Origin of the sequence: Eleftheria terrae (genome assembly GCF_030419005.1) — a bacterium.
Classification (GTDB): Bacteria; Pseudomonadota; Gammaproteobacteria; order Burkholderiales; family Burkholderiaceae_C; genus Caldimonas; species Caldimonas terrae.
Genome location: NZ_CP106951.1, coordinates 5,055,083 through 5,081,637, shown reverse-complemented (window position 1 = coordinate 5,081,637; position 26,555 = coordinate 5,055,083). Strand labels below are relative to the sequence as shown.

Below are 26,555 nucleotides of genomic sequence, written 5' to 3'. Positions count from 1 at the left end.
TATAGGCGGGGGGCCTGCGAAGACGGGCCGGGGCCGCCGGCGCCGCCGCGGCAAAACCACAGGCGCCGGGCGGCCGCGCAGGCGCCCAGCGGGCCCTTGCCCCGGCCAAGGTCAGGCCGGCGCGGTCCCTGCAGGACGCCGACCGTCGTCTTATGATGCCCTTCTGCCTCTCGCGCGTTGCGCGCCCGCCATTCAAGGACGAACCGCACACCATGGACATGACTTCCTCCCCCCTCGCGAGCTTGAAGGATGCCGGCCTGCTGAAGACGGAGGCGCTGATCGACGGCGCCTGGGTCGGCAGCGACGCTCGTTTCGATGTGCATGATCCGGCCACCGGCCGCCGTCTGGCCGATGTTCCGAACCTCGGCGCCGCCGATGCCGAGCGGGCCATCGCCGCCGCCGAGCGGGCCTGGGCCGGCTGGCGTGCCATGACGGCCAAGGCGCGCGCCGCGGTGCTGATGAAGTGGTTCCAGCTGCTGCAGCAACATGCCGACGACCTGGCCCGCATCATGACGGCCGAGCAAGGCAAGCCGCTGGCCGAGGCGCGCGGCGAGGTGGCCTATGCGGCCAGCTTCATCGAGTGGTTCGCCGAGGAAGGCAAGCGGGTCTATGGCGAGACGATTCCCACCACCGACCCGGCCAAGCGCTACCTGGTCATCAAGCAGCCCATCGGCGTCTGCGCGGCCATCACGCCGTGGAATTTCCCGATCGCCATGATCACCCGCAAGGTGGCGCCGGCGCTGGCCGCGGGCTGCCCGGTGGTCATCAAGCCGGCCGAGCAGACGCCGCTGTCGGCACTGGCCACGGCGGAGCTGGCGCAGCGGGCCGGCATGCCGGCCGGCGTGCTGAACGTGCTGACCGCCGACAGCCGGCGCTCCATCGAGATCGGCAACGTGCTGTGCGCAAGCGACACCGTGCGGCACCTGTCCTTCACCGGCTCCACCGAGGTCGGCCGCATCCTGATGCAGCAGTGTGCGCCGACCATCAAGAAGCTCTCGCTGGAGCTGGGCGGCAACGCGCCCTTCATCGTCTTTGACGATGCCGACCTGGACAGCGCGGTCGAGGGTGCCATCCAGAGCAAGTACCGCAATGCCGGCCAGACCTGCGTGTGCGCCAACCGCATCTATGCACAGGACGGCATCTACGACCGCTTCGTCGAGAAGCTGGCCGCCCGGGCGCGCTCGCTGAAGGTGGGCAACGGCTTCGACGAGGGCGTGACGCAGGGCCCGCTGATCGAGGACAGCGCGGTCGCCAAGGTCGAGCAGCATGTGGCCGACGCGGTCGCCAAGGGGGCCAAGGTGCTGACCGGCGGCAAGCGGCTGGAAGGCCGATTCTTCGAGCCGACCGTGTTGTCCGAAGTGACCTCCGACATGCTGTGCGCACGAGAGGAAACCTTCGGCCCGGTGGCGCCGGTGTTCCGCTTCCGCACCGAGCAGGAAGCCGTGGCGCTGGCCAACGCGACCGAGTACGGCCTGGCAAGCTACTTCTACAGCCGCGACATCGGACGCATCTTCCGCGTGGGCGAGGCACTCGAGTACGGCATGGTGGGCGTCAATACCGGCCTCATCGCGGTGGCGGAGGTGCCGTTCGGCGGCGTCAAGCAGTCCGGCCTTGGGCGTGAGGGCTCGCGCCACGGCATGGAGGACTATGTCGAAGTGAAGTACCTCTGCCTGGGCGACCTGAACAAGTAGCCCGGCCGCCGCTGCTGCGCGAAGCGCAGTGGCGCCGCCTGTGGGGAACGTCGGGCGCCTCCGGCCTGCGCCCGCGCCGCGGCGCGGGCGCAGGCCGTACCGCGCGGACCGGCCGCCCTTCCTCCTGGGCCGCCGCCTCGGCCCACCGTGTCAGTTCACCACCGAGGGCCACTGCCCTTGAGCCACTGTCCCGAGCCACAGGCCTTAGGGCGTTGCCTTAGGCCACCGCCCTAAGGCAACGTGCCTATTCCGCCCCCGGCCGTCCCACCGGCCGAGTCGTGCGTGCGAATGTTGGCGGCCGTTGCACCGCCACGCCCCCTGGCTGTCAAGTCGCAGGGAGCGACTCCGATATTGGGTGCATATCGCTCAAGGCCGGCGAGCGTGCTCGCCTTCCTGCACCCCAAGTGCCCGGCGCCGACGACGTCCGTGCCGTCGGCGCCGCGCGGCCCTTATCCACGAGTCAGCTGATGAACTTCCTGCAACGTCTCTCGGTGGCCGGCAAGATCGCCTTTGGTTTTGCCTGCGTGCTGCTGGTCAACGTATTGATCACGGCCTTCTCCATCTCACAGCTCAGCAGAGTCAACGAACAGGCCGGCCTGGTGGCCGACGTTCGGCTCACCGGCGTGCGCGACGGCCTGATGATGGCCGAATCCGCCACCCGCTACCGCCAGCGCGAGTTCCGCCTGCTGGCGCTGGGGGCCGACCAGCACCCCGCCGCGTTGCGCGGCCTGGACGAGACGTTGAAGGAGTACGAGGGCTATCGCAGCGCCTATGAGGGCGCGATCAACGACCCCGCCGAACGGGCCTTGTACGACGCCGCGCAGGCCCGCTTGCGCGACTATGTCGAGACCAGCAACAAGGTGCGCGCGCTGGTCGCTGCCGGCCAGACGGCAGAGGCCGCCGCGCTGGCCACCAGTACCGGTGGCGAACGCTTCAACGCGCTGCGGGACGCCCTGCTGGCGCTGGCCAAGTACAACGACGAGCACAGCCGCCTGGACGCCGCCAAGGGCGATGCCATGTATGCCGAAGGCCGCAACATGATCATCGCGGCGCTGGTCGCCGCCATCGCCATGGCCTGCCTGCAATGCTGGCAGATCACCCGAGCCATCACCCGGCCGCTGCACCGCGCGGTGACGCTGGCCGAGGCGGTCACCCGTGGCGACTTGACGCAGACCGAGGAAGCCCGCGGCAACGACGAACTCGCCCACCTCACCGGCACGCTGGTGCGCATGACCGGCCAGCTGCGCACGCTGGTGGGCGACGTGCGCTCCGGGGTGGAGTCGGTGAGCACCGCGTCGGCGGAAATCGCCAGCGGCAATCACGACCTCTCGGCCCGCACGGAGCAGGCTGCCTCCAACCTGCAGCAGACGGCCTCCAGCATGGAGCAGCTGACCCACACCGTGACGCAGTCGGCCGACGCCGCGCGCCAGGCCAACCAGCTGGCCGGTGCAGCCGCGCAGGCGGCCCGCCGTGGCGGCGAGGTGGTGGCCCAGGTGGTCGGCAACATGCAGGGCATCGAGGAAGCCTCGCGCAAGATTGCCGACATCATCGGTGTCATCGACGGCATTGCCTTCCAGACCAACATCCTGGCCCTCAACGCGGCGGTGGAAGCCGCCCGCGCCGGTGAGCAGGGTCGCGGCTTCGCGGTGGTGGCGGGCGAGGTGCGCAACCTGGCGCAGCGTTCGTCGCAGGCCTCGCGCGAGATCAAGAGCCTGATCGGCGCTTCGGTGGAGCGGGTCGAGAGCGGCACCCAGCTGGTGCAGGACGCGGGCGCCAGCATGAACGAAATCGTCACCTCGGTGAGCCGGATGGCCGACATGATGGCCGAGATCACGGCCGCCGCTCAGGAACAGCGGGACGGCATCGGCCAGGTCAACGTGGCGGTCTCCGGGCTGGACCAGATGACGCAGCAGAATGCGGCGCTGGTCGAGCAGTCGGCCGCCGCCGCCAGCTCGATGCAGGATCAGGCGCGACGCCTGGCCGAGGCGGTCGGCGTGTTTCGCACCGAGGCCGGCGCGGCCGCCTGACGCGCGTGCCCGGCCACGGCCGGGCCGGCTGCCTCAGCGGCCCGGGCGGGGCGCGGGCCGATCGCCTTTGAAGCGCTTCCAGACGGCCAGCCCGAGGCCGGTGACCAAAGCCACCGCGGCGAAGGCCAGCAGCACCAGGTACAGCAGCTCCAGGTCGGCCGCCGCTTCGGCGCCGGCCGGCGCCACCGCGTCGATCAAGGCGTTGCCGCCCTGGCGCAGCAGTGCCGGGAAGGCCTCCGGCCGTGCGTACCAGAAGCGCACCAGCGCCACCGTGGCCGCCAGCAGCCACAGGCCGAGCAACGCGCGCGAGAGCGACCGCCTCATTTGACGACCACGCGCCCGTAGGCCTTCAGCTGCGTGCCGGGCACCGCCTCGGGCGCCACGCTGCGCAGGATGGCACGCAGCTGCTGGAAGTGGGTCAGTTCGTTGAGGGTGATGCAGCCCTCGCTGCGTCCCAGCGGGCCCTTCGGGTGCAGGCGGAAGTTGCCGCGGGCGACCTCGTTGCAGAAGGTCTCGTCGTCGATCTTGCCGTCGGCGGCGTACAGGGCGAACCACTCGCGCCGGTCGCTGAACAGGTTGCGGATGGCGCCCAGGGTGCCGCCGGTCTCGCGGTCGAAGATGTAGTAGGTGCCAGGCGGAATCGCGCCGGTGCCCTTGTTGCACACCAGCGCCCGCTGGTTGGCGCTGCTGCCCAGGCCCGAGAAGGCCGGAAAGGACATGGCGCCGATCTTGAAGGCGCTCATCGGCTGGTTGTTGAGTTCAAAACTGCATTCGAACATGCGGCCCCCCTGTATGTGGTTGGTTTCTCGGGCGTGAGGCAGCCACGCCGCCGCATGCGGCCACGCTGCGCTGCGCAGCGTGGCCGCGCCGGGCGCTGCCGGCAACACCTAGGATAAGGTGCCCACGCCCGCCTTCAGCCCTTGAAAGGGTTGGCCACCGCGAACCACATGCCGATGCCGGTGGCGATGATGAAGGCGCCGTCGGTGAGGCCGGCCGCCAGGAAGAACCGGCTCTGCAGCTGGTCCATCAGCTCCGGCTGGCGGGCCGAGGACTCGAGCAGCTTCATTGCCGACATCGCCACGCCGATGCAAGAGCCGAGGGCGGCCATGCCGATCAACAGGCACACCGCCAGCGGCAGCAGGTCAGGGGTGTTCATGATGGGTGCTCCTTCTTGCGTCACGGCGGGATGCCGTGGCCGCATGGTCGCCGCCTCCCGCGCCGAAAGCGATGACCTGCGACGTCATGGCCGCACCGCAAGCCGGCCGGCATACTGCAGCCATGAACCTGCTGCTTCCCGCCCTGCGCGCCGGCCACGGCCCGGCCCGCCGCCCCGCCCACCCGGCCCAGCGCGTCGCACTCGTCGCGGGTGCCGCCGGCAGCCTGGGCTCGGCGGTGCTGGAGCAGGCACTGGCCTCGGGGGCCTTCGCCCGCGTGCAGGTGCTGGTCACTTCGCCGGTCGCTGCCGCGGTGCGCGGCTTCGAATCGCTCACGCTTGCGCAGCTGGCCGCTGCCACCTCCGCCCCGGCGGACACCGCCTTCATCGTGTTCGACCGCGAGCGCCACGCGAACGGGCGAGACGGCGCCTTCCTGCGGCCCCAGCCGGCCGACCTCCCGGCGCTGGCCGAGGCGCTGCGGCAGGCCGGCGTGCAGCGGCTGCTGGTGGTGCTGCCACACGCGCCGGCCGGGCTGCCGCAGGCACTGCGCCAGGGGCTGGCCTCGCTCGACGAGCATGCCGTGGCGGCGCTCGGCTTCGAGCAGGCGGTGTTCGTGCGCTCGGCGCAGGCGGCCGCCCCGCAACACGGCCCGCGGCTGCAGGGCCTGGCGCACTGGATGTTGCGGCAGCTGCACCTGATGCTGCCCCAGCAAGAGCAGCCGGTGCGTGGCCCCAAGGTGGCCGCCTTCGTCGTGCAGCTGGCCCGCGCCTTGCCGCAGGCGAGCGCCGGCACGCGGGTGGTGCCGCCCGAGGTGGTGTGGCAGGCCGCACAGCACCCGGACAGCACGGCGGTGGCGCAGGCCTGGCTGCAGGGCCAGCCGCTGCCGCCCTTGCCGACACTGCGCCGGCCGCGCTACTGAAACGGGCCAGCCATCGAGGGCGGTGGCCCGCTACAGCATCTCTTCCGGCGCAAAGGGGGTCAGGAGCAGCAACAGGGTGCGCAGCCAGGCGCTTGCCTCCGGCTCGCCATGGTGCACTTCCGGGTCCTCCGGCGCCTCCTTGGTCCACTGCAGCCGGTTCTCGGGCGTCAAGGACAAGCGGAAGCTGCTGTGCAGGATGACGTCCTCGTAGAGCCGCACCAGCTGTTCGGCCAGCGCGGGGCTGCGCAGCACCATACCGATCTCGCTGTTGAGCCGGGCCGAGCGGGGGTCCATGTTCATCGAGCCCACCAGCACGGTGCGCCGGTCGATGACCATGGCCTTCACGTGCAGGCTGGCGCGCGAGGAGCCGTACGGCCCCAGGCGACGCCGTGGCGGCACGCGCAGCTTGGGCTGCAGTTCGTGCAGCTCGACGCCGGCGCGCAGCAGCGCCTCGCGATAGCGGGCGTAGCCGATGTGCACCACCGGCGCATCGGTGGCCGCCAGCGAGTTGGTGAGCACCCGCACGCGCACCCCGCGCTCCCGCAGCGCCTGCGTCAACGCGAGGCCGCGCGGGCCCGGCACGTAGTAGGGCGAGATCACCAGCAGCTCGCGCTGGGCACCGGCCATCAAGGCCGTCACATCGTCGGCAATGGTCTGCTCGAGATCCGGGTCGCCTTCACTGACGATCTTGGACGGCCGGTCGGCCAGCACGGTGGCCGGCACCCAGGCCAGGCGCAGGCGGCCGTCGGCGATCTCGCGCGCCAGCACCGTTGTGCGGCGCGGCGAAGGGGACGCCACGCTGCCGACCAGCGGCGGTGTCGTCGAGGCGGCCGGCGCCTGGGCGCTGGCGAGTGTCTCCACCGGATAGGCCAGCGCGCTGTTCCAGAAGGCGTCGAACGCCTTCGACAGCTCGTGCACCACCGGACCGGCCGCCACCACGTCGAGGTCGAGGAAATTGCTGGTCGGGCTGCGTACGAAATAGGCGTCGCCCAGGTTGCGGCCGCCAGTCACCGCCATCGAGTTGTCCGCCACGAACATCTTGCTGTGCATCCGGTGGTTGATGCGGCCGATGTCGGTCAGCGAGCCGGCCACCCGCGTCAGCAGCGACAGCCGCCCGCTCGGGAAAGGATTGAAGAGGCGCACCTCGATGTTCGGGTGCTGCGAGAAGCGCAGCAGGTTCTGGTCTTCGCCGACGGTGTGGATGTCGTCGAGCAGGAAGCGCACACGCACACCCCGGTCGGCCGCCGCCTGCACATGCGCCAGGATGTTGCGCGTCGATTCGTCGTTGTGGATCAGGTAGTACTGCAGGTCCAGCGTCTTCTGTGCATGGTCGGCCAAGTCGATCAGCGCGCCGAGCGCATCTTCGCCGGACACCAGCAGCCGAAAGCCGGACAGCCGGGGGTGCGGCGCGTTCGACGCGACCAGGTCGCCCAGCCGGGTACCGGCCGTGTCGCCCAGCGCCTGGGTGAGTGGCGGGGAGCCGCGGTCCGGCAGCCCGGCGCAGCCGGACAGCACCACGACCAGCAGCCCGGCCAGCCAGCGGGCCCACTGCCCGGCCAGCCAGCGGGCCCACTGCCCGGACACCGAGGCGGGCATGCACGTCCGCCGTAAAGCCGAGAAGCGCGCTGCCAGGGTGATTTGCATGGATGCGGTTGTAGCGCAACTTGCCCGGGCCGGCTGTAGGACGAGGGTTGACGGCGGCCAGGGCCCCGTCAACGCGGACGCCGGGCGACCATTCACGACTGCGCGAGCCGCCGGTATTGCGAAGGCGTGATGCCGCAGGCCCGCTTCCAGGCCCGCACGAAGTGAGCGGAGTCGAAAAAGCCGGCCAGCTGGGCGACTCCGGTGAGCGATTCGCACCCGGTCCGCATCGCGTGGCCGGCAAGGGTCAGGCGCACGGCCTGCCGCAAGGCCTCGAAGCTGACGCCGGCGCGGGTGAAGCTGCGCTGCAGCGTGCGGGGGCTGGCCCCCACCGCCCGGGCGCACTCGGCCAGCCGGGCCGAGGGTTGGGCATAGAGGCTGTCCACACTGTCCTGCAGCGCGGCACACCGGACGCCGAGCCGGCGCATGTGCTCGGCCAGGCGATGCGCCTGGTCCTGGCGGCGTGGCTGACCGCCGCCACCCGGCGGCAGCAGCCTGGCCACGCAGGCGGCCGCCAGCTGAGCACGCAGCTCGCTGGCGGCTTCTTCCCGGCCGTGCGCCGACTGCAGGTGCACGGCCGGTGCCAGCGCCAGGGAACGCGCGGCACCCAGCGGCGCCATCTGGTTGAAGCCGTTCCAACGGCAGGCAAACGAGGCCGCGTCGGTGGCGCCAAGCAGGAGGTCGGCGAGGGGATGTGCATCCGCCTCGATCGCCGAGGCGGCCTGTTGCTCCAGCCGTGCCGGCGACCAGCGCTGGCGGGCGGCCCGGGAGGCGACCTGCAGGTAGGCCTCGTGGCTGATGAAGCCGTCCACCACCTGTTGCACGGCGCGCGCGAAGCGCTGCAGGGGATCGGGCGGCGGCCCTTGCAATGCGGCCGCCAGCAGGTGGTAGCTGGTCTTCTGTGGCATCGGTGTCGGTGTCCTCCCAGCGGCTGAGGCGCCCGGGTGCGCCATTCTCGCAGCGACAGTCGCCGTGCGAGTGGCGCTTGCGTACAAGCCGCGTCGGGGAGGAGGCGCCAACATGCCGCCTCGTTTCTCACAGGAGCATTCCCATGAACCCTCAGCTCTCCGCCTCGTGCGGCACCCTCACTTCCCCGCGAGTTCGGCAGGTCCTGGACCGGCTGTATGACGACACCCTGAACACCGACCCGGTGCTGCGCCGGGCGGCCGCGGCGCGCGGCATCACGCATGAAGAACAGGCCGGCTTCTACGAGGCGATGAGCGCGGCCTACATGCCCGTCACGCCCGAGTTCGGCAAGCTGCTCTATGTGCTGGTGCGTGCCACACGGGCCCGCATGGTGGTGGAGTACGGCACGTCCTTCGGCATCTCCACCCTCTTCCTCGCCGCCGCCTTGCGCGACAACGGCGGCGGCCGGCTCATCACCGGCGAGCTGCAGCCCTTCAAGGCCGAGCGCGCCCGCGAGCACTTCGCTGCCGCCGGCCTGGCCGACCTCATCGAGCTGCGGGTGGGCGACGCCCGGGAGACCTTGGCCTGCGACCTGCCGCGGCAGGTGGACCTGGTGCTGCTGGATGGCCTCAAGTCGTCCTACCTGGCGGTGCTCCAGGGCCTCGAAGACCGGCTCGTGCCTGGCAGCGTGCTCGCCAGCGACAACAGCGACATGGCGGGTGCCCAGGGCTACCTGCAGCATGTGCGCGACCCGCAGCGCGGCTATGTGTCGTGCGCGCTGGCCACCGCGGCCCTGGGGATGCAGCATGGGCACGAGGTGGTGGTGAAGCTGTGAAGGCCGCTGGCGAGCCAGCTGCCGGCGGCGGCCAGCAATGGCCAAGGCATTATCGATCGACGCTTCAGCGGGTGAGCCGTGTCGCAGGCTCAGGGAGACGGCAGGGCCGGGGCCGGGCAGCACCTGCCCTCGCACATCCGGCGCACCTTGCGCACGCCGCCGACCTGGCCGGGCAATGGCTGCCGACCCAGGCGCCCCATCAGGCCGCCATCGCCGGCACACCTGGAGCCGGCCAGCAACGCCGGTGAAGCGTCACGGGGCCAACTCCCCGGCAGAACCACCACAGGAAGCGCTCGGAAACAAAAAAAGCGTTGGCAATCAACGCTTTAGCTGGAGCGGGTGAAGGGAATCGAACCCTCGTATGAAGCTTGGGAAGCTGCCGTTCTACCATTGAACTACACCCGCGTGTGGCCGCGTAGTGTACCGCGAACTGGCACCGGTTCAAGCAACGCAGCGTCGACGGCCGCCGCTGCACCGGCGCACCGCGGCCGCATCGCCCACAATCCCGGCTGCGCACGCTCGCGTCCCCGTATCGTAGGAACCCCCTTGACCCCGGCCCGCTTCATCCCGAAAACCATCGTTCCGACCGACGAACAGGTGGCGATCCAGACCGCCACCGCCAACACCCTCGTGGTCGAGGCCAACGCCGGTGCGGCCAAGACCACCACGCTCGCGCTGCGCATCGCCGAGTCGTGGCAGCGTGGCGTGACACCCGACCAGATCCTGGCCCTCACCTTCACCGAACCGGCGGTGGCTGCGCTGAAGGCGGCGCTGCGCAAGGTGGGCGTGCCGCACCCGGTGGTCAGCCGGCTGCGCATCGAGACCTTCGAGCGCTTCTCGGCCGCCGTGCTGCGGGTCATCGAGGGCGGCGAGGTGCCGCAGCTGCTCGCCGCCGAGGAACTGAAACCGCATGTCTGGGAGGCGGTGCTGCGCGTCGAAGGCAACCCGCACGAGAAGCACCGCGACGAACTGCAGTTCCCCACCGCCGGCGACAACTCCGCCATCGAGGCGTTCCTGGCCGAAATGCTGCACCTCAAGGGCACGCTGCAGCTGGAGCTCGACAGCTCCGAAGACGGCCTGAGCCCCGACCGGGCTGCCGAGCTCGGGCGCGACTATCTGCAGCTGCAGGTCTTCCGGCAGTACGAGAACCAGGTGCGCCGGGGCGGCCATCCCGACCGGCCGGCCTTTCGGGGCCCTTTCGACGCCACCTATGACCTGGCGCGCCTCATCCTGGCGGGCGAAACCCTGCAGGGCCTGCGGGCCTGGCCGGCCGGGCTCAAGGTGCTGGTGGTCGACGAAATGCACGACCTGAACCGCGCCATGTTCACGGTGCTGGAGGCCGTGCTGCTGAACCACCCCGGCTGCTTCTTCTGCGGCGCCGGCGACCATGACCAGGTGATCCACCAGATCACCGGTGCCGAAACCCGCTTCATGCAGGACGAGCTGTCGGTGCGCACCCGCCGCCGCATCCACCGCCTGCCGCTGACGGCCAGCTACCGCTTCGGCCGCCAGCTGGCACTGAGGGCCGGCCGCCTGGCCCGCAAGCCGTATGCCTCCAACTGCGAGCATGACACCCCGGTGGCGGTGCGCCACTACGGCCCGGGCGCGCCCTCCTGCGTGGACCAGCTCCTCGAGGAGGCGCATCGCTGGAAGACGCTGCACCGCGGCCGGCGCATGTCGGAATGGGCCGTGCTGCTGCGGCATGACCACCAGTCCATCGAACTGGAGAACCGCTTGCTGGCAGCCGGCCTGCCCTATGTCACACGCGGCTTCGACAGCTACCTGCTGCGGCCCGAGGTGCTGCTCGTGCGTGGCCTGCTGGCGGTGGCGGCCGACAACTTCTCGAGCGTGGAGAGCGCCGACACGCGCAAGCGCATCGTCGAGGCCTTCGTCTTCTTCTGCGAGGTCGAGATCATCGATGCCGAGCGCCCCGAGGTGCCGCAGCGGCGCCTGGTGCAGGAGGCCGTGCAGTTCGCCATCGAAAGCCCGCGCGTGCTGATGCAGTTCTTCGAGAACCAGGTGATGAACAACGTCACGCCACGGGTGCGCCGGCGCCTGGCGGCCGCGCTGGAGGTGGCTCGCAGCCAGGGCGGCCCGGAACTGCTGCCGCGCTTCCTCGCCGCGCTCGACCTGCGGGCGCTCGCCGCGAGCCGCCTGGTCGAGACGCGCCGGCGCGAGGAAGCGCTGGGCAACATCGACGCACTGGAGCGCCTGGCCCTGGGTCACCGCGACGTCGGCGACTTCTTCGCCTTCCTGAATGCGGCCGAGTTGCGACAGCAGGCCCTGAAGGACTCCGACAGCCTGGTGCTCGGCACCATCGAATCGGCCAAGGGGCTGGAGTTCGACCATGTGCTCATCCCGTGGCTGGAGCGCAAGGTGTTCCCCGACCCGCACGAGCCGGCCGAAGACGAGGCCAACCTGTTCTATGTCGGCATCACCCGGGCCCGCAAGCAGCTCACGCTGCTGGCCCACGCGGAGCACCCGAGCCCGCTGCTCGCCCGGCTGCAGTGACGCGGGCCGGGGCACAATCCCGGCATGTCACACGATGCTCCCCCGTCCCTGCCGCCGGCCGACGAGCCGCCGGCCAACCAGCCTCCCGCCGAGGTCGCCCATCCGCGTTCGATCCGCAGCTACGTGATGCGGGCCGGCCGCACCACCGAAGGCCAGGCCCGCGCGCTGGCCGAGCTCGGCCCCCGCTACGTCCTGCCTTACCAGGAGACCGTGCTCGACGTGGACGCGGCCTTCGGCCGCCATGCGCCGACCGTGTTCGAGATCGGCTTCGGCATGGGTGACGCGACCGCCCACATCGCGGCACTGCGGCCGGACGAGAACTTCATCGGCTGCGAAGTGCACGAGCCGGGCGTCGGCGCGCTGCTCAAGCGCATTGGCGAACAGCAGCTGGAGAACCTGCGCATCATCCGCCACGACGCGGTGCAGGTGCTGGAACACATGATCGCGCCCGATTCACTGGCCGGCGTGCACATCTTCTTCCCCGACCCGTGGCACAAGCTGCGCCACCACAAGCGGCGGCTGATCCAGGCGCCCTTCGTCGCACAGCTGGTGTCGCGGCTGGCGCCCGGCGGCTACCTGCATTGCGCAACCGACTGGGAGCCCTATGCGCAGCAGATGTTGCAGGTGCTGTCGGAAGCCGAAGGCCTGGAGAACACGGCCGACGGCTATGCACCGAAGCCGGCCTACCGCCCGCTCACCAAGTTCGAGAACCGCGGCCTGCGGCTCGGCCACGGGGTGTGGGACCTGGTGTTCCGCAAACGCTGAGATGGCGGCCGCCCGCCCGGGCGGCGCGCACGGCAGGAGCCCCCCCTGCCCAGGCCCCGGGGGCACGGCTCAGACGTGCCACTCCACCCAGCCGGTGTAGGCGGTCAGCAGCACCAGTCCGCCAAACACCAGGCGATACCAGGCGAAGACGGTGAAGTCGTGGGTGGATACGTAGCGGATCAGCCAGCGGATGCACAGCAGCGCGCTGAAGAAGGCGAACACCAGGCCGACGCCGAACATCGGCAGGTCGGCCACGCTCAGCAGATCGCGCTGCTTGTACAGCGAGTAGACGCCAGCCCCGATCAGCGTCGGGATGCCGAGGAAGAAGCTGAACTCGGTGGCCGCCTTGCGCGAGAAGCCGAAGATCATCGAGCCGATGATGGTCGCCCCCGAGCGGCTGGTGCCTGGCAGCAGCGCCGCACATTGAACCAGCCCGACCTTCAGCGCGTCCAGCGGCGTCATGTCGTCGACCGTCTCGACGCGGGCGCGGCGCCGGCCCTCCAGGTCGCGGTCGCCGAAGCTGTGGCGGTGCCGCCGCTCCACCCACAGGATGATCAGGCCGCCGATGATGAAGGCCGAGGCAACAAAGAGCGGGTTGAACAGCCGCGCCTTGATGATCGAGCCGAGGGCCAGGCCCATCACCACCGCCGGAACGAACGCGATCACCACATTGAGCGCAAAGCGCTGGGCGACCGGGTCGTGGGTGATGCCGGCCACCGTGCGCAGCAGGCGTTCGCGGTACTCCCACATCACGGCGAACATGGCACCGGTCTGGATCGCGATCTCGAACACCTTCACCTTGTCGCCCACCAGGCCGAGCAGCGAAGAGGTCAGGATCAGGTGGCCCGTGGACGAGATGGGGAGGAACTCGGTGAGCCCTTCCACGATGCCCATCACTGCGGCCTTCAACAACAACACGATATCCAAACCAATGACCCCCGACTGAGAAACGCCGGGCATCATACCCAGGCCGCCCGGCAAAGCTGTGTGGCTTCGCAACCGGGCGGCGCCCTCAGCGCACCGGCTCCAGCGAGATGGCCAGGCCGTGCGGCGTGACGCGGATCGCGCCCGGCCGCAGGCCGTGCGACTGCAGGCGCTGTACATCATCGGGCGGCAGCTGGTAGACGCTGAGCTCGCTCAACAGGTTCTCGGCCAGCGCAGCCGCCACGCGGCCCGCCCGGCCTTGCAGCCAGCCGCCTGCACTGCCCAGGTCCAGCCGCTCCACCCGCGGCTGCTCGAGCTTCACGCTGTGCTCCGCCGCATCGAAGCGCAGCCCGTAGCTCAGACCCAGCGTGCCGGCGATCGGCCGCCCGCCCAGCAAGGGGTCGACATTCACATCGAACTCGGTGGCCAGGCGGTTCTCGGCCGGCAAGAGCTTCAGCCGCGGCTGCACCACCACCAGATCGAGCGCCCCGAGCACCCGCGAATTGAAGGGAAACTGGCGATTCAAGGCCTCCAGCAGGCGGGCCTCGGACACTTCGATGGTGCGCGGGCCGCCCAACCCGGCACAGCCGGCAGCGAGCAGCGTGGCGCCAAGCCCCAGCCCGCCGGCCAGCAGCCGGCGCCGCCGCGACGGTGGGCCGTCTGCAGCGCGATGAGAGGGGGTGCCATGGAGAGGATGCAGGGTGTCACTCATGTCGCAAAGCCTGTATTGGCAAGAGCGCAGCGGCCCGCCGCGCCGGATAGAACCCGAAGAACACGCCGACGGCGGCCGAGAAGCCGGCCGCCAGCACCACGGCCTGCCAGCCGAGCACCACCTGCCAACCGGCGAAGTGGGCCACCGCGGCCGAGGCCGCCGCCCCCAGCGCGATGCCGATGGCGCCGCCCAAGCCGCTCAAGGTGACCGCCTCGATCAGGAACTGCCCGAGGATGTCGCGCGAGCGGGCACCCACGGCCATGCGAAGGCCGATCTCCCGGGTGCGCTCGGTCACGCTGACCAGCATGATGTTCATGATGCCGATGCCGCCCACCACCAGGCTGACGCCGGCCACCGCCGCCAGCAGCCAGGTCATCACCTGGGTGGACGCCTCCTGCGCTGCCAGCACTTCGGTGAGGTTGCGCACGGTGAAGTCGTCGTCCTGCCCCGGCTGCAGGCGGTGGCGCTGGCGCAGCAGCTGGCGCATGCCGTCCTCGGCCGCCTGCATGCTCATGCCCTCGTGCACCTGCACCGTCACGCTGCCCACACTGCGCAGCCGGCTAGACGACCGGCCCTGCAGCCGGTTGCGAAAGGTCGCCAGCGGCACCACGACCACATCGTCCTGGTCCTGGCCGAATGCGTTCTGGCCCTTGCGCGCCAGCACGCCCACCACCGTCAGCGGCACCCGGTTGACGCGGATCATCTGGTCGATGGGATCCGCCTCGCCGAACAGCTCGCGTGCCACCGTCTGCCCGATCACCGCCACCTTGGCCGAGCGGCTCGCCTCCTGCGGCTCGAACAGCCGGCCGGACGCCAGCGGCCAGTCGCGCACCTCGAAGTAGTCGGTGGTGGTGCCCAGCACCTGGGTCGGCCAGTTGGCGTTCATGGCCACCACCTGCGCGCCAGTGCGCTGCTGCGGCGCGGTGGCGCGCACCTCGGGCACCTCGCGGGCGATGGCGGCCGCATCGTCCTCGGTCAGCGTGTTGCCGGCGCCGCTGCCCAGCCGCACGCCGGAGGCGGTGCGCGAACCGGGCATCAGCAGGATGACGTTGGAGCCAAGCGCGCGAATCTGCTCCGCCACCCGGGCCTGGGCGCCGCCGCCCACCGCCACCATCGTGATGACGGCCGCCACCCCGATGATGATGCCGAGCATGGTCAGCAGGCTGCGCATCAGGTTGGTCAGCAGCGCCCGCCAGGCCGAGCGCCATGCCGCGGCGAGGTTCATGCCGGCGCCTTTGCTCGATGCGGCGGCTGCTGCCGGTCCTCGACGATGTGCCCGTCGCGGAACAGCAGGCAGCGGCCGGCCCAGGCGGCCACGTCCTGCTCGTGCGTCACCAGCACGATGGTGATGCCCTGCCCATGCAGCTCGCTCAGCAGCCGCATCACCTCGTCGGAGGTGGTGCTGTCGAGTGCGCCGGTGGGTTCGTCGGCCAGGATCATCTGGGGCCGGTTCACCAGCGCGCGCGCAATCGCCACCCGCTGTTGCTGGCCGCCAGACAGCTCGGCCGGCGTGTGCCCGGCGCGGGCACTCAGCCCCACCCTTTGCAGGCAGTCGAGTGCCCGGGCCCGGCGCTCGTGGCGGTCCAGGCCGGCATAGACCAGCGGCAGTTCCACGTTCTCCAGCGCCGAGGTGCGTGGCAGCAGGTTGAACTGCTGGAAGACGAAGCCGATGCGCCGGTTGCGGATGGTCGCCAGCGCATCGCCCGACAGCGACTCCACCGCCTCCCCGGCCAGGCGATAGCTGCCTGAGCTGGGCCGGTCAAGGCAGCCGAGGATGTTCATCAGCGTGCTCTTGCCCGAGCCCGAGGCGCCCATCACCGCGACAAACTCACCGGCCTCGATGTCCAGCGACACACCGCGCAGCGCATGCACCTCGCTGCCGGAATCGCCGTTCATGCGGTAGGTCTTGGTCAGTGCACGGGCCTCGATCAACGCCATCCCGATGCTCCGTCAGAAGCCCAGCCGCGGGCCGCCGGGCGCCCGCGGGCCGCCGTCACCGCCAGCCGGTGCATGGACGCCGACGACCACCGTATCGCCGGCCTTCAGCTCACCGCCCAGCACCTCGGTCATGGCACCGTCGCTGATGCCCAGCCGCACCGGCACTGCGCGCGGCTCGCCGCCCCCCCTGGGCAGCACGAGCACCCGGCCGGCAGAGCCGCCTCCGGCTTCGCCATGGCGGCCGGCGCCCGGTGCACGGGCCCCGCGCTCGCGCCGCGGCGCGGACGCCGCCCGGGCCGCCTCGTCAGCGGCCGGCAGTCGCACCCGCAGGGCGGCGTTGGGAACCTTGAGCACCTGCTCGCGCACGTCCGTCACGATGCGCACATTGGCCGTCATACCGGGCAGCAGCCGGCTGCCGGGCTGGCTGAAGCCCACCACCACCGTATAGGTCACGACGTTCTGCGTGCTGGTGGCCGCCTTGCGCACCTGCTTCACCCGGCCGGTGTGGCTCAGGCCGGGGAAGGCATCCACCGTGAAGCTGGCGGACTGGCCCGGTTGCACGCGGCCGATGTCGGCCTCGTCCACCGGCACCTCCAGCTGCATGTCCTCCAGGTTGCGGGCGATGACGAACAGCTCCGGCGACTGCAGGCTGGCGGCCACCGTCTGGCCCAGCTCGATACTGCGCTTGATGACGATGCCGTCCACCGGCGAGCGGATCTGGGTGCGTTGCAGGTCGACCTTCGCCTGCGCCAGTTGCGCCTCGCGCTGGCGCACGGTGGCCTCGGCATTGCGCACCTGCGCCTGTGCCACGCTGCGTTGCGCCTCCGCACCGCGCTGTGCCTCGGCCAGCGTCTCGGCCTGGGCTCGGCTGCGCTCCAGCTCGGCGGGCGAGATGAATTCACGCGCCAGCAGCTCACGGCTGCGCTGCAGGTCGCGCCCGGCCTGTGCCGCTTCCAGCCGGGCGCGCGACAGGGCCGCCTCGGAAGCCAAGGCATTGGCCTGGGCCGTCAACACCGCGGCGCGCGCCGCTTCGACGTCCGCCTGGGCTTGCTGCACCCGGTACTCGAAGCTCTGCGGGTCGAGCCTGGCGATGAGCTGGCCCTTGCGCACCTCCGAGTTGAAGTCGGCCAGCACCTCGTTGATCTGGCCCGACACCTGGCTGCCCACCTGCACCTGAGCGACGGCCGTCACCGTGCCGGCCGCCGAGACACTGGCCTGCAGGCTGCCCTGCTCCACCAGCGCGGTGCGGTAGCTGAGCGGTGCGTCCTGCCCGGCCCTCCAGGCTGCAATGCCGGCCAGCGCCGCCAGCAACAGCACCCCGCCCACGGCCCACCTCTGCTTGAACTTCATGGGCGGATTCTAGAAAGCTGCAGCCGCCGGCCACCGTGCCGTGGCCGGCTTCACGCTTCTTTACCTTGCCTGCGGCCGAGGCCCGCCGCCCTTGGGCGACACTGCAGGCCAGGCGGCAGCGGATGGCCGTGCCGGCGCCGACGGCTGCCGCCGCCCGGCCGGCGCGCCCCCGGCTTGACCGTGCCAGCCCTGGCACGATACATTACTGACCGGTCAGTCATTAGTGTTCCTCGATGCCCCCTCGCCCGCCCGCCCCGCCGCCCGCCGATGCCGAGCCCTCACGCCGCCGGCGCAAGGAGGCGCGTCCGCAGGAACTGCTGGACGCAGCGCTCGACTTGTTCGTCGAGAAGGGCTTCGCCGCCACCAAGATCGATGACGTGGCTGCGCGCGCCGGCGTTTCCAAGGGCACGGTCTATCTGTATTTCCCCAGCAAGGAAGAACTGCTGAAGGCGGTGATCCGCCACAACCTGTCGCTCACCATCGCCCAGGGGGGCGACATGGTGGCCAGTTTCGAGGGCAGCACCGCCGAGCTGATGCACCTGGTGGCCCGCACCTGGTGGGAGCGGGTCGGCGAGACCCAGGCCTCCGGCATTTTCAAGCTGATCATCACCGAGGTGCGGAACTTCCCTGACCTGGCACAGTTCTACGAAGCCGAAGTGATCAACCCGGGCCTGCAACTCATCACCGGCTTGCTGCAGCGCGGTGTCGATCGTGGCGAGTTCCGTCCCATCGAGTTGCTCGACACGGCCCATTCCTTCATCTTCCCGATGCTGATGCTCTCGCTGCACAAGCACTCCATCGGCGCCTGCCCCTCGTCCGAAGCGCTCGCGCAGGACCCGCGCCGCTTCATCGCCAACCACATCGGCCTGATGCTGCGCGGCCTGATGGCGGACCCGGCGACCTCGACCGGTTCCTCGCCCTAGGCCAGCACCGCTCAAAAGCAAGACGAAAACAATGAGGGTCCGCATGCAACGAGCGCTGAAATGGCTGCTGCCCGCCGTGCTGGTGCTGCTGCTGGGCGCGGTGATCGGCCGCGCAGTGATTGCACGGCGCGCGCCACAGGCGCCCGGGCCGTCGAGTGCGGCGGCCGCCGCCCTCGAGCTCGCTCCGACCGACCTGGTGGTGGCGCGCCGCCAGGCGCTGGTGCGCCGGCTGCCGCTGTCGGGCAGCCTGGAGGCCGTGCGCACCGCGGTCGTCAAGGCCAAGGTGGCCGGCGAGCTGCGCAGCCTCGATGTGCGCGAGGGCGACACCGTGCAGGCAGGCCAGCTCATCGGCCAGCTCGACACCAGCGAGTACGACATGCGGCTGAAGCAGGCCCGCGAACAAGCGGCCTCCGCCGAGGCCCAGCTGGACATTGCCGAGCGCACGCTGCAGAACAACCGGGCCCTGGTGGACCAGGGCTTCATCTCGCGCAATGCGCTCGACACCTCGGTCTCCAATGCCGCGGCGGCCCGTGCCACCTTGCTGGCGGCGCAGGCCAGCGCCGACCTCGCGCGCAAGTCGCTCGACGACACGGCGCTGCGATCGCCAATTCCGGGCCAGGTGTCGCAGCGCTTCGCGCAGGCTGGCGAGCGGGTGGGCGTGGATGCGCGGGTGGTCGAGATCGTCGACCTCTCCCGCATCGAGATGAAGGCGGCGCTGCCGCCGGAGGACGTGGCTCAGCTGCACATCGGCAGCGTGGCCTCGCTACAGGTGGAGGGCCTGGCGCAGGCGGTGCCGGCGCGGGTGGTGCGCATCAACCCGGGCACGGCCGCCGGCACCCGCGCGGTGACGGCCTACCTGAGCGTGCAGCCCCATCCGGCGCTGCGCCACGGCTTGTTCGCGAGCGGTTGGGTCGCGCTGGGCGAGCACACCGCCCTGGCGGTGCCAGAGGCCAGCGTGCGGCTGGACCGGCCCTCTCCCTACGTGCTAGTGCTGCAGGGCGGCCGCGTCGTGCAGCGGCCGGTCGTGCTCGGCGAGCGCGGCCGGGGAGCCGACGGTACCGACGGCTGGGTTGCCGTCACCGGCGGCCTGGCCGAAGGCGACGCGGTGCTGCACGCGAGCCTGGGCGCCGTGCGCGAAGGCACGCCGGCGCGCGTCACCACGCTGCCCGCCACGCTGCCCGCCACGCTGCCCGCCACGCTGCCCGCCACGCTGCCCGCCACGCTGCCCGCCACGCCGGCCGCCAGCCGCTGAAGCCCGGGCCAATCCGCCATGTGGTTCACCCGCGTCTCCATCAAGAACCCGGTGCTGGCCACCATGGTGATGCTGGCCTTCGTGGTGCTCGGCCTGTTCGCGCTGCAGCGGCTGAAGGTGGACCAGTTCCCGGACGTCGAGTTTCCCGTGGTGGTGGTGCAGGTGGCCTACCCCGGCGCCTCGCCGGAGATCGTCGAGTCCGAGGTCACCAAGAAGATCGAGGAAGCGGTCAATACCATCGCGGGCATCAACCAGCTCACCTCACGCTCCTACGACGGCCAGTCGGTCGTCATCGTGCAGTTCAATCTCGACATGGACGGTCGCAAGGCCGCGGAGGACGTGCGCGAGAAGGTGGCCGCCGTCCGGCCCCTGCTGCACGACGAAGTGGAAGAGCCGCGCGTGCTGCGCTTCGACCCCGCCTCGCGAGCCGTCTACACGCTGGCGCTGACCTCCCCGGACGGCACGCAGTCGCCGGTGGCGCTGAGCAGCTATGCCGACCAGGTCGTCAAGAAGCGGCTGGAGAACGTGCGTGGCGTCGGCTCGGTGACGCTGGTCGGCGGCCTCGAGCGCGAGATCAACATCTACCTGCGCCCCGAGGCCATGGAGGCCCTCGGCGTCGGGGTGGACCAGGTGCTGCAGGCGGTCCGCAACGAGAACCAGGACCTGCCGGCTGGCGCGCTGCGCTCGAGCGCCAGCGAGCGGGTGGTGCAGGTGAACGGCCGGATCCGCCGGCCGCAGGACTTCGGCCAGATCATCGTGGCCCGCAAAGGCAGCGGCGGCAGCAGTGTGCCGGTGCGGCTGTGGCAGGTGGCCGACGTGGTAGACGGACCGCAGGAAGTCGAGAGCCTGGCGCTCTTCAACGGCCGCCGCACGCTGGCCCTGTCGGTGCAGAAGGCGCAGGGCGAGAACACCATCGACGTGGTGGACGGGCTGAACCGCGTGCTCGACGAGCTGCGCCGCGAACTGCCGCCCGGCCTGGCGCTGGACGTGGTGAGCGACAACTCGCGGCCGATCCGGGTGGCGGTGAAGAACGTGCGCCAGACCCTGCTGGAAGGCGCGCTGCTCACCATCGCCATCGTCTTCCTGTTCCTCAACTCCTGGCGCTCCACCGTCATCACCGGGTTGACGCTGCCCATCGCGCTGATCGGCACCTTCCTCTTCATGTACTGGTTCGGCTTCAGCATCAACATGCTGACGCTGATGGCGCTGAGCCTGTGCGTGGGCCTGCTGATCGACGATGCCATCGTGGTGCGCGAGAACATCGTGCGTCATGTGCAGATGGGCAAGGACCCGCGCCGCGCCTCGCTCGACGGCACGCAGGAGATCGGCATGGCGGTGCTGGCCACCACGCTGTCCATCGTGGCGGTCTTCCTGCCGATCGGCTTCATGGGCGGCATCATCGGCCGCTTCTTCCATCAGTTCGGTGTGACCATCGTGGCGGCGGTGCTGATCTCGATGTTCGTCAGTTTCACCCTGGACCCCATGCTGTCCAGCGTCTGGCACGACCCCGCCATCGACCACCGGCCAGGCGCGCGCGGCGGGCGGCCGAGCCGCTACGACCGCACGCTGGGCCGCCTCACCGGCGCGGTGGAGCGATTCTCGGACCGGCTGTCGGTGGCCTACCAGCGCATCCTGGCCTGGTCGCTGCGCCACAAGCGGGCCACCCTCGGGATTGCGGCGCTGAGCCTGCTGCTGAGTTTCGGGCTGGTGCCGGTGCTCGGCACCGAATTCGTGCCCAAGGCCGATTTCTCGGAGACCAGCATCAGCTTCTACACGCCGAGCGGCTCATCGATCGAGGTGACGGAAGCCAAGGCCCGCCAGGTGGACGCCATCGTGCGCGAGTTCCCCGAGGTGCGCTACACGATGGCCACCCTCAACGCCGGCCAGGCGCAGGGCCGCAACTATGCAACGCTGCAGGTGCGGCTGGTCGACCGCGACCAGCGCTCGCTCGGCGTGGACCGCATGTCGGTGCTGCTGCGCGAGCGGCTGGCGCGGGTGCCGGGCATCACGGTGACCCATGTGGGCCTGCTCGACTCGGTCGGCGGCGGCAAGCCGCTGTCGGTGTCCCTGCAGGGCGGCGACCTGCGCGAGCTGCAGCGCCTGGCCGACACGCTGACCGCGCGGCTGCGCACCATTGCCGGCCTGGTGGACCTGGACACCACCATGAAGCCCAGCAAACCCACCGTGGAAGTGAGCCTGAAGCGCGACGCGGCCTCCGACCTGGGGCTGGGCGTCGGCAGCCTGACCGACACGCTGCGCGCGCTGGTGGCCGGCCAGACCACCGGCAACTGGCGGGCCGAGGACGACGAGAGCTATGACGTCAAGGTGCGCCTGGCGCCGAATGCACGCGATGCAGCGGCCGACCTGCAGCGCCTGGGCCTGAGCCTGCCGGCAACCGATGGCGGCACCCGCATCGTGCGGCTGTCGCAGGTGGCCGAAGTGAGGCCGTCCTTCGGGCCGACGCAAATCAACCGGCGTGACCTGAACCGCGAGGTCGAGATCACCGCCAACGTCTCGGGCCGCTCGCTCGGCGAGGTGTCGGCCGACATCCGGCAGGTGCTGGAGCAGACGGCGCTGCAACCGGGCTACCGCTGGCGCTTCGGCGGCGCCACCAAGGACATGCAGGAATCGTTCGGCTATGCGGTGTCGGCGCTGGCCCTGGCGGTGATCTTCATCTACATGATCCTGGCGTCGCAGTTCAAGAGCTTCCTGCAGCCGATCGCGCTCATGTCCTCGCTGCCGCTGACGCTGATCGGCGTGGTGCTCATCCTGCTCGTGTTCGGCTCGACCTTGAACATGTTCTCCATCATCGGCATCGTGATGCTGATGGGCCTGGTGACGAAAAACGCCATCCTGCTGGTGGATTTCGCGAACCGGGCGCGCACCGGTGACAGCGGCGAAGCCGGGGACGGCCGCCGCCTGGACCGCGAGGCGGCGCTGCTGATGGCCGCCCGGGTGCGGCTGCGGCCCATCCTGATGACAACGCTGGCGATGGTCTTCGGCATGGTGCCGCTGGCCTTCGCGCTGTCCGAGGGCGCCGAGCAGCGTGCCCCCATGGGCCAGGCGGTCATCGGCGGCGTGGTGACGTCCTCGCTGCTGACCCTGGTGGTGGTGCCTGTCATCTACTGCTACCTGGACGACCTGTCGAGCTGGCTCAAACGCAAGCTGGCCGCTCCAACGGGGGCGCATCAGGCGGCCGCAGCGGGAGAGGCGAAATAAAATGCCACTTTCCCGCAACGCCTACTCACCGCCTGGACGGCCCATGAACATCGAACAAGCCCGCTTCAACATGATCGAACAACAGATCCGCACCTGGCAGGTGCTGGATCAGTCCGTGCTGTCGCTGCTGGCGGTCGTCAAACGCGAGGACTTCGTTCCCGCGGCGCACCGTGGCCTCGCCTTCATGGACATGGAAGTGCCCCTGGTCGACAACGGCTCGCAAGGCCGCTCGATGCTGGAGCCCAAGGTGGAGGCCCGGCTGCTGCAGGAGCTGGCCGTCGGCAAGCACGAGAAAGTGCTGGAGATCGGTGCCGGCTCGGGCTACATGGCCGCCCTGCTGGCCCACAAGGCGCAGCGCGTGCTCAGCCTGGAAATCGATCCCGAGCTGGCCCGCTTCGCGGCCGACAACCTCAAGCGCGCCGCAGTGATGAATGCCGAGGTGCGCCAGGCCGATGGCTCCAAGGGCGCGCTGGCCGAAGGCCCCTTCGATGTCATCCTGGCCTCCGGCTCGGTGGCCACCGTGCCGCAATCGTTGCTGGACCAGCTGAAGGTGGGCGGCCGCCTGGCCACCATCGTCGGCAACGATCCCATCATGCAGGCCGTGCTGGTCACCCGGGTCGACCAGAACGCCTGGCGCACCACCGTGCTGTTCGACACCGTGGCCCCTCGCCTGCTCGGCTTCGAAGAGCAGCCCAAGTTCCGCTTCTGAACCCCCATGCAACAGCTCACCGTTCACGACGTCCAGCACCTGATCGCCAACGCAGCACCCGCCGAGCGGCCGCTGCTGCTGGATGTGCGTGAACCGTGGGAGTTCTCGCTGGCGGCATTGCGGCTGCCACAGGCGGACACCTTGCACATCCCGATGCAGCAGTTGCCCGCACGCCTGGCCGAGATCGAGCCCGGGCGCACGGTCATCTGCGTCTGCCACCATGGCATGCGCAGCCTTCAGGTGGCGCGCTACCTGGAGCAGCACGGCCATGAGGACGTGATCAACCTGCAGGGCGGCATCGACGCCTGGTCGCAACAGGTCGATCCCGCCGTGCCGCGCTACTAGCGCGTCGCCCCGCCTTTCTCTCCCCCTCGCCTTTCCAGCGGAACTCCAAACAGAAGGAAGAACCATGCCCGTGCCCCAGCAGCCCACCCGCCGCCCCCGGCGTCCCGCGACGGCCCGCCTGATGCTGTCGCTGGTGGCCTTCGCCGCCTTGTCCGTCGGCAGCGCCGGGGTGCAGGCGCAGAGCCTGGCCGAGATCTACCAGGCGGCACGCGGCTACGACGCGCAGTACCTGGCCGCCCGGGCGCAGGCCGAATCGGCCCGCTACCAGACCGAGCAGGCCTATGCGCTGCGTCGCCCGAAGGCGGAGCTGAACGGCACCTATGCGCATTCCGACGCCGAGTCGGCCGGCGGCACCGAGCGCTCCAACCGCAGCACCGAAGTGAGCGTGGCGGCCCGCCAGCCGCTGTTCAACCGTGCCAACAGCGCCAGCATCGAGCAGGCCGAGCGGGCGCTGGAGGTGGCGAGGGCCGAGCTGCAGACGGCCGAGCAGGACCTCATCGTGCGGGTGGCCGACGCCTACTTCCAGGTGCTGGGCGCACGCGATGCGCTGGCCGCGGCGCAGGCCAACAAGAAGGCCATCTCCGAGCAGCTCGCCTCGGCCAAGCGCAACTTCGAGGTCGGCACCGCCACCATCACCGACACCCGCGAAGCACAGGCGCGCTTCGACCTGGCGACGGCGCAGGAGATTGCGGCCGACAACGACCTGCGCACCAAGCAGATCGCCCTCGACCAGCTGGTGGGCCGTGGTGTCGATCCGCGTCCGCTGGCCGGCAACGTCACGCTGCCGCCGGTGGAGCCGGCCAACGTCGACGCCTGGGTGTCGCAGACCGAAACCGCTCCCGCGGTGCGGCGTGCCCGACTCGGCCTTGAGGTGGCCGAGCTGGAAACGCAGAAGGCCCGTGCTGGCCACTTGCCGACCCTGGATCTGGTGGGCCAGGTGGGGCGCAACCGGCTGCAGGGCGATCCGCAAAGCATGCTGCCCGGCGCCTCGGGCCTCGGCACCTCCAAGAGCGCCACCGTGGGTGTCGAGCTGAAGCTGCCGCTGTTCGCCGGCTTCGCGGTGCAGAACCGGGTCAAGGAAACGCTGCTGCTCGAAGACAAGTCGCGCAACGACCTGGAGGCTGCCCGCCGCGGCGTGGCGCAAGCCACCCGGCAGGCCTTCTTCGGCGTGCAGTCGCAGCTGGCCCGGGTGAAGGCGCTCGAAGCAGCGGAGGCCTCCAGCAAGCTGGCGCTGGAAGCCACCCAGCTGGGCTACAAGGTCGGCGTGCGCGTCAACCTGGACGTGCTCAATGCGCAAACGCAGCTCTTCACCACCCAGCGCGACCTGGCCCAGGCCCGCTACGACGTGTTGGTCAACAGCCTCAAGCTGCGGCAGGCCGCCGGGCAACTGCAGCCTGAGGACGTGGCACCGGTCAGCCGTCTGCTGGCCCCCTGAGCCGGCGCCCCTCGGCGCTGTGCCGGCCGCCTCACGCGGCCAGCGTCGCAATGCGGGCAGCCATCCTGGCAGCCGCCCCGCGGTTGGCCGCCGCAAACGCCAGGCAACTCGCCACCCAGCGCTCGCGCTCACCCGACAGCGCGAGCCGGCAGGCCTGCTCCACGCCCTGCGGCAGGCCCTCCACCCGCAGCGAGGCACCCGCCTGCAGCGACAGCTCGGCTGCATCGGCGAAATTGAAGGTGTGCGGCCCCATCACCACCGGACAACCGCAAGCCGCGGCCTCGATCAGGTTCTGGCCCCCGAGTGGCGCGAAGCTGCCGCCCAGCAGCGCCACGTCGGCCGCCGCGTAGTAGACCGGCATTTCACCAATCGAGTCACCCAGCCAGACATCGGCCTCGCCGGCCCGCGGCGGCGGCTGCTCGCCCCAGGCACTGCGCCGCTGCAACTGAAAGCCGGCGGCCTGCACCATCGCTGCCACTTCGTCGAAGCGTTGCGGGTGGCGCGGCACCAGCAGCAGCAGGGGGCGGGGTGCCGGCAGCTGTTGCCAGGCCACCAGCAGGGGCGCCTCCTCGCCTTCGCGGGTGCTGGCGGCTGCCACCACCGGTCGCCCGCCGGCCACGCTCCGCCAGCGCCGGCCGCGTGCCAGCAGCTCGGCGTCGGGGTTCATGTCGAACTTCACGTTGCCGCAGACCTCGACCGGCTCGGCACCCGCTTCGCGCAGGCGCTGGGCGTCGGCTTGGGTCTGCGCCAGCACCAGGCGCAGGGCATGCACCGCGGGACGCATCACCGCCTCGAGCCGGCGCGCCTGCTTCAGGCTTTTCTCGCTGAGCCGGGCATTGGCCAGCACCATGGGCACGCCAGCATCGCGGGCGCCATGCAGCAGGTTGGGCCACACCTCGGTCTCCATCAGCACCCCCACACGGGGGCGGAACTGCTGGAAGAACCGCTGCACCACACCCGGCGTGTCATAGGGCAGCCAGGCCTGGCGGTCCCCCGGCTGCAACAGCTTCTCGCCGGCTTCGCGGCCGGTGGCAGTGCCGTTGGTGAGCAGCAGGCGCATGCCGGGCAGCTCTCGCCGCAGCGCCTCGATGAGGCCCGCCGCCGCCCGTGTCTCGCCGAGCGAGACCGCGTGGACCCAGACCCAGTCGCGCGAGGGCCCGCCGCGGTACAGGCCGAGGCGCTCCAGCACCGCATGACGGTAGAGCGGCTCCTCGCGGCCACGCCACCAAAGCTTGAAGAGGTAGGCTGGCTTGAGCAGGCCGAGCAACAGGGAATAGGCATGCCGCGCCATGCCGCGGC

The 26,555-nt window shown here is 70.5% G+C and carries 23 protein-coding genes and 1 tRNA gene; 12 read left to right on the top strand and 12 right to left on the bottom strand.

Going from position 1 to position 26,555, the window contains the following annotated elements; translation table 11 throughout:
• Positions 1 to 212: 212 nt before the first annotated feature.
• Positions 213 to 1,691 (top strand): NAD-dependent succinate-semialdehyde dehydrogenase, encoded by a 1,479-nt coding sequence (locus N7L95_RS22830; RefSeq protein ID WP_301257538.1) that lies wholly within the window; start codon positions 213 to 215, stop codon positions 1,689 to 1,691.
• Positions 1,692 to 2,158: 467 nt separating this feature from the next.
• Positions 2,159 to 3,718: a methyl-accepting chemotaxis protein gene (locus N7L95_RS22825; protein ID WP_301257537.1), complete on the top strand. Its 1,560-nt coding sequence runs from the start codon at positions 2,159 to 2,161 to the stop codon at positions 3,716 to 3,718.
• 33 nt (positions 3,719 to 3,751) lie between these two features.
• On the opposite strand, the gene N7L95_RS22820 is transcribed toward N7L95_RS22825, so the two are convergent.
• The 3 genes from N7L95_RS22820 to atpE form a co-directional block, all read right to left on the bottom strand.
• Positions 3,752 to 4,042, bottom strand: a complete 291-nt coding sequence (locus N7L95_RS22820) for a hypothetical protein (RefSeq protein WP_301257536.1) — start codon at positions 4,040 to 4,042, stop codon at positions 3,752 to 3,754.
• Positions 4,039 to 4,497 (bottom strand): DUF2778 domain-containing protein, encoded by a 459-nt coding sequence (locus N7L95_RS22815; RefSeq protein WP_301257535.1) that lies wholly within the window; start codon positions 4,495 to 4,497, stop codon positions 4,039 to 4,041. The genes N7L95_RS22820 and N7L95_RS22815 overlap by 4 nt, the downstream gene beginning before the upstream one ends.
• A 134-nt stretch (positions 4,498 to 4,631) precedes the next feature.
• Complete coding sequence (gene atpE, locus N7L95_RS22810; RefSeq protein ID WP_301257534.1) at positions 4,632 to 4,874, bottom strand: F0F1 ATP synthase subunit C; 243 nt, start codon at positions 4,872 to 4,874, stop codon at positions 4,632 to 4,634.
• A 122-nt stretch (positions 4,875 to 4,996) separates the two neighbouring features.
• Between atpE and N7L95_RS22805 the strand changes: the two genes are divergently transcribed.
• Positions 4,997 to 5,791 carry a Rossmann-fold NAD(P)-binding domain-containing protein gene (locus N7L95_RS22805; protein ID WP_301257533.1) on the top strand — a complete coding sequence of 265 codons (795 nt, stop codon included), beginning with the start codon at positions 4,997 to 4,999 and terminating at the stop codon, positions 5,789 to 5,791.
• Positions 5,792 to 5,821: 30 nt separating this feature from the next.
• Here N7L95_RS22805 and N7L95_RS22800 read toward each other — a convergent pair whose 3' ends face one another.
• Positions 5,822 to 7,387, bottom strand: coding sequence for a phospholipase D-like domain-containing protein (locus N7L95_RS22800; RefSeq protein WP_301257532.1), 1,566 nt, complete (start codon positions 7,385 to 7,387; stop codon positions 5,822 to 5,824).
• 140 nt (positions 7,388 to 7,527) lie between these two features.
• Positions 7,528 to 8,340, bottom strand: a complete 813-nt coding sequence (locus N7L95_RS22795) for a helix-turn-helix transcriptional regulator (protein ID WP_301257531.1) — start codon at positions 8,338 to 8,340, stop codon at positions 7,528 to 7,530.
• Between the two features lie 143 nt (positions 8,341 to 8,483).
• Between N7L95_RS22795 and N7L95_RS22790 the strand changes: the two genes are divergently transcribed.
• Positions 8,484 to 9,173 carry an O-methyltransferase gene (locus N7L95_RS22790; RefSeq protein WP_301257530.1) on the top strand — a complete coding sequence of 230 codons (690 nt, stop codon included), beginning with the start codon at positions 8,484 to 8,486 and terminating at the stop codon, positions 9,171 to 9,173.
• A 331-nt stretch (positions 9,174 to 9,504) separates the two neighbouring features.
• Here N7L95_RS22790 and N7L95_RS22785 read toward each other — a convergent pair.
• Positions 9,505 to 9,578, bottom strand: a tRNA-Gly gene (locus N7L95_RS22785).
• Positions 9,579 to 9,719: 141 nt separating this feature from the next.
• Here N7L95_RS22785 and N7L95_RS22780 point away from each other — a divergent pair.
• Positions 9,720 to 11,684 carry a 3'-5' exonuclease gene (locus tag N7L95_RS22780; RefSeq protein ID WP_301257529.1) on the top strand — a complete coding sequence of 655 codons (1,965 nt, stop codon included), beginning with the start codon at positions 9,720 to 9,722 and terminating at the stop codon, positions 11,682 to 11,684.
• A 24-nt stretch (positions 11,685 to 11,708) separates the two neighbouring features.
• On the top strand, positions 11,709 to 12,449 hold the full coding sequence (trmB, locus tag N7L95_RS22775; protein WP_301257528.1) for a tRNA (guanosine(46)-N7)-methyltransferase TrmB: 741 nt from the start codon (positions 11,709 to 11,711) through the stop codon (positions 12,447 to 12,449).
• A 69-nt stretch (positions 12,450 to 12,518) separates the two neighbouring features.
• Here the strand turns inward: trmB and N7L95_RS22770 are convergent, their stop codons facing one another.
• The 5 genes from N7L95_RS22770 to N7L95_RS22750 all read right to left on the bottom strand — a co-directional run bounded on the left by N7L95_RS22770 (position 12,519) and on the right by N7L95_RS22750 (position 17,373).
• On the bottom strand, positions 12,519 to 13,376 hold the full coding sequence (locus N7L95_RS22770) for an undecaprenyl-diphosphate phosphatase (protein ID WP_301257527.1): 858 nt from the start codon (positions 13,374 to 13,376) through the stop codon (positions 12,519 to 12,521).
• Between the two features lie 85 nt (positions 13,377 to 13,461).
• Entirely contained in the window at positions 13,462 to 14,085 is a 624-nt protein-coding gene (locus N7L95_RS22765; RefSeq protein ID WP_301257526.1) for a YceB family lipoprotein, read from the bottom strand.
• Complete coding sequence (locus tag N7L95_RS22760; protein ID WP_301257525.1) at positions 14,078 to 15,310, bottom strand: ABC transporter permease; 1,233 nt, start codon at positions 15,308 to 15,310, stop codon at positions 14,078 to 14,080. Before N7L95_RS22760 ends, N7L95_RS22765 begins: the two co-directional genes overlap by 8 nt.
• Positions 15,307 to 16,023: an ABC transporter ATP-binding protein gene (locus tag N7L95_RS22755; protein WP_301257524.1), complete on the bottom strand. Its 717-nt coding sequence runs from the start codon at positions 16,021 to 16,023 to the stop codon at positions 15,307 to 15,309. Before N7L95_RS22755 ends, N7L95_RS22760 begins: the two co-directional genes overlap by 4 nt.
• Positions 16,024 to 16,035: 12 nt before the next feature.
• Positions 16,036 to 17,373 (bottom strand): efflux RND transporter periplasmic adaptor subunit, encoded by a 1,338-nt coding sequence (locus N7L95_RS22750; protein ID WP_301257523.1) that lies wholly within the window; start codon positions 17,371 to 17,373, stop codon positions 16,036 to 16,038.
• A gap of 233 nt (positions 17,374 to 17,606) precedes the next feature.
• Between N7L95_RS22750 and N7L95_RS22745 the strand changes: the two genes are divergently transcribed.
• The 6 genes from N7L95_RS22745 to N7L95_RS22720 all read left to right on the top strand — a co-directional run bounded on the left by N7L95_RS22745 (position 17,607) and on the right by N7L95_RS22720 (position 25,256).
• Positions 17,607 to 18,296 (top strand): TetR/AcrR family transcriptional regulator, encoded by a 690-nt coding sequence (locus tag N7L95_RS22745; protein WP_301257522.1) that lies wholly within the window; start codon positions 17,607 to 17,609, stop codon positions 18,294 to 18,296.
• 43 nt (positions 18,297 to 18,339) lie between these two features.
• Positions 18,340 to 19,548 carry an efflux RND transporter periplasmic adaptor subunit gene (locus N7L95_RS22740; protein WP_301257521.1) on the top strand — a complete coding sequence of 403 codons (1,209 nt, stop codon included), beginning with the start codon at positions 18,340 to 18,342 and terminating at the stop codon, positions 19,546 to 19,548.
• 18 nt (positions 19,549 to 19,566) lie between these two features.
• Entirely contained in the window at positions 19,567 to 22,767 is a 3,201-nt protein-coding gene (locus N7L95_RS22735) for an efflux RND transporter permease subunit (protein WP_301257520.1), read from the top strand.
• Positions 22,768 to 22,810: 43 nt separating this feature from the next.
• Positions 22,811 to 23,476: a protein-L-isoaspartate O-methyltransferase family protein gene (locus N7L95_RS22730; protein ID WP_301257519.1), complete on the top strand. Its 666-nt coding sequence runs from the start codon at positions 22,811 to 22,813 to the stop codon at positions 23,474 to 23,476.
• A gap of 6 nt (positions 23,477 to 23,482) precedes the next feature.
• Positions 23,483 to 23,821 (top strand): rhodanese-like domain-containing protein, encoded by a 339-nt coding sequence (locus N7L95_RS22725; protein ID WP_301257518.1) that lies wholly within the window; start codon positions 23,483 to 23,485, stop codon positions 23,819 to 23,821.
• Positions 23,822 to 23,885: 64 nt separating this feature from the next.
• The gene (locus tag N7L95_RS22720) at positions 23,886 to 25,256 is read left to right on the top strand and encodes a TolC family outer membrane protein (protein WP_301257517.1); all 1,371 of its coding nucleotides are present in this window, start codon (positions 23,886 to 23,888) and stop codon (positions 25,254 to 25,256) included.
• A 31-nt stretch (positions 25,257 to 25,287) separates the two neighbouring features.
• Here N7L95_RS22720 and N7L95_RS22715 read toward each other — a convergent pair whose 3' ends face one another.
• Positions 25,288 to 26,547, bottom strand: coding sequence for a 3-deoxy-D-manno-octulosonic acid transferase (locus N7L95_RS22715; protein WP_301260215.1), 1,260 nt, complete (start codon positions 26,545 to 26,547; stop codon positions 25,288 to 25,290).
• Between the last annotated feature and the right edge of the window lie 8 nt (positions 26,548 to 26,555).

What these genes read in the sequence shown, in the direction of transcription:
- N7L95_RS22830 (WP_301257538.1), top strand. Translation starts at nt 213, where the DNA reads ATGGACATGACTTCCTCCCCCCTCGCGAGCTTGAAGGATGCCGGCCTG.
- N7L95_RS22825 (WP_301257537.1), top strand. Translation starts at nt 2,159, where the DNA reads ATGAACTTCCTGCAACGTCTCTCGGTGGCCGGCAAGATCGCCTTTGGT.
- N7L95_RS22820 (WP_301257536.1), bottom strand. Translation starts at nt 4,042, where the DNA reads ATGAGGCGGTCGCTCTCGCGCGCGTTGCTCGGCCTGTGGCTGCTGGCG.
- N7L95_RS22815 (WP_301257535.1), bottom strand. Translation starts at nt 4,497, where the DNA reads ATGTTCGAATGCAGTTTTGAACTCAACAACCAGCCGATGAGCGCCTTC.
- atpE (WP_301257534.1), bottom strand. Translation starts at nt 4,874, where the DNA reads ATGAACACCCCTGACCTGCTGCCGCTGGCGGTGTGCCTGTTGATCGGC.
- N7L95_RS22805 (WP_301257533.1), top strand. Translation starts at nt 4,997, where the DNA reads ATGAACCTGCTGCTTCCCGCCCTGCGCGCCGGCCACGGCCCGGCCCGC.
- N7L95_RS22800 (WP_301257532.1), bottom strand. Translation starts at nt 7,387, where the DNA reads ATGCCCGCCTCGGTGTCCGGGCAGTGGGCCCGCTGGCTGGCCGGGCAG.
- N7L95_RS22795 (WP_301257531.1), bottom strand. Translation starts at nt 8,340, where the DNA reads ATGCCACAGAAGACCAGCTACCACCTGCTGGCGGCCGCATTGCAAGGG.
- N7L95_RS22790 (WP_301257530.1), top strand. Translation starts at nt 8,484, where the DNA reads ATGAACCCTCAGCTCTCCGCCTCGTGCGGCACCCTCACTTCCCCGCGA.
- trmB (WP_301257528.1), top strand. Translation starts at nt 11,709, where the DNA reads ATGTCACACGATGCTCCCCCGTCCCTGCCGCCGGCCGACGAGCCGCCG.
- N7L95_RS22765 (WP_301257526.1), bottom strand. Translation starts at nt 14,085, where the DNA reads ATGAGTGACACCCTGCATCCTCTCCATGGCACCCCCTCTCATCGCGCT.
- N7L95_RS22760 (WP_301257525.1), bottom strand. Translation starts at nt 15,310, where the DNA reads ATGAACCTCGCCGCGGCATGGCGCTCGGCCTGGCGGGCGCTGCTGACC.
- N7L95_RS22755 (WP_301257524.1), bottom strand. Translation starts at nt 16,023, where the DNA reads ATGGCGTTGATCGAGGCCCGTGCACTGACCAAGACCTACCGCATGAAC.
- N7L95_RS22750 (WP_301257523.1), bottom strand. Translation starts at nt 17,373, where the DNA reads ATGAAGTTCAAGCAGAGGTGGGCCGTGGGCGGGGTGCTGTTGCTGGCG.
- N7L95_RS22745 (WP_301257522.1), top strand. Translation starts at nt 17,607, where the DNA reads ATGCCCCCTCGCCCGCCCGCCCCGCCGCCCGCCGATGCCGAGCCCTCA.
- N7L95_RS22740 (WP_301257521.1), top strand. Translation starts at nt 18,340, where the DNA reads ATGCAACGAGCGCTGAAATGGCTGCTGCCCGCCGTGCTGGTGCTGCTG.
- N7L95_RS22735 (WP_301257520.1), top strand. Translation starts at nt 19,567, where the DNA reads ATGTGGTTCACCCGCGTCTCCATCAAGAACCCGGTGCTGGCCACCATG.
- N7L95_RS22730 (WP_301257519.1), top strand. Translation starts at nt 22,811, where the DNA reads ATGAACATCGAACAAGCCCGCTTCAACATGATCGAACAACAGATCCGC.
- N7L95_RS22725 (WP_301257518.1), top strand. Translation starts at nt 23,483, where the DNA reads ATGCAACAGCTCACCGTTCACGACGTCCAGCACCTGATCGCCAACGCA.
- N7L95_RS22720 (WP_301257517.1), top strand. Translation starts at nt 23,886, where the DNA reads ATGCCCGTGCCCCAGCAGCCCACCCGCCGCCCCCGGCGTCCCGCGACG.
- N7L95_RS22715 (WP_301260215.1), bottom strand. Translation starts at nt 26,547, where the DNA reads ATGGCGCGGCATGCCTATTCCCTGTTGCTCGGCCTGCTCAAGCCAGCC.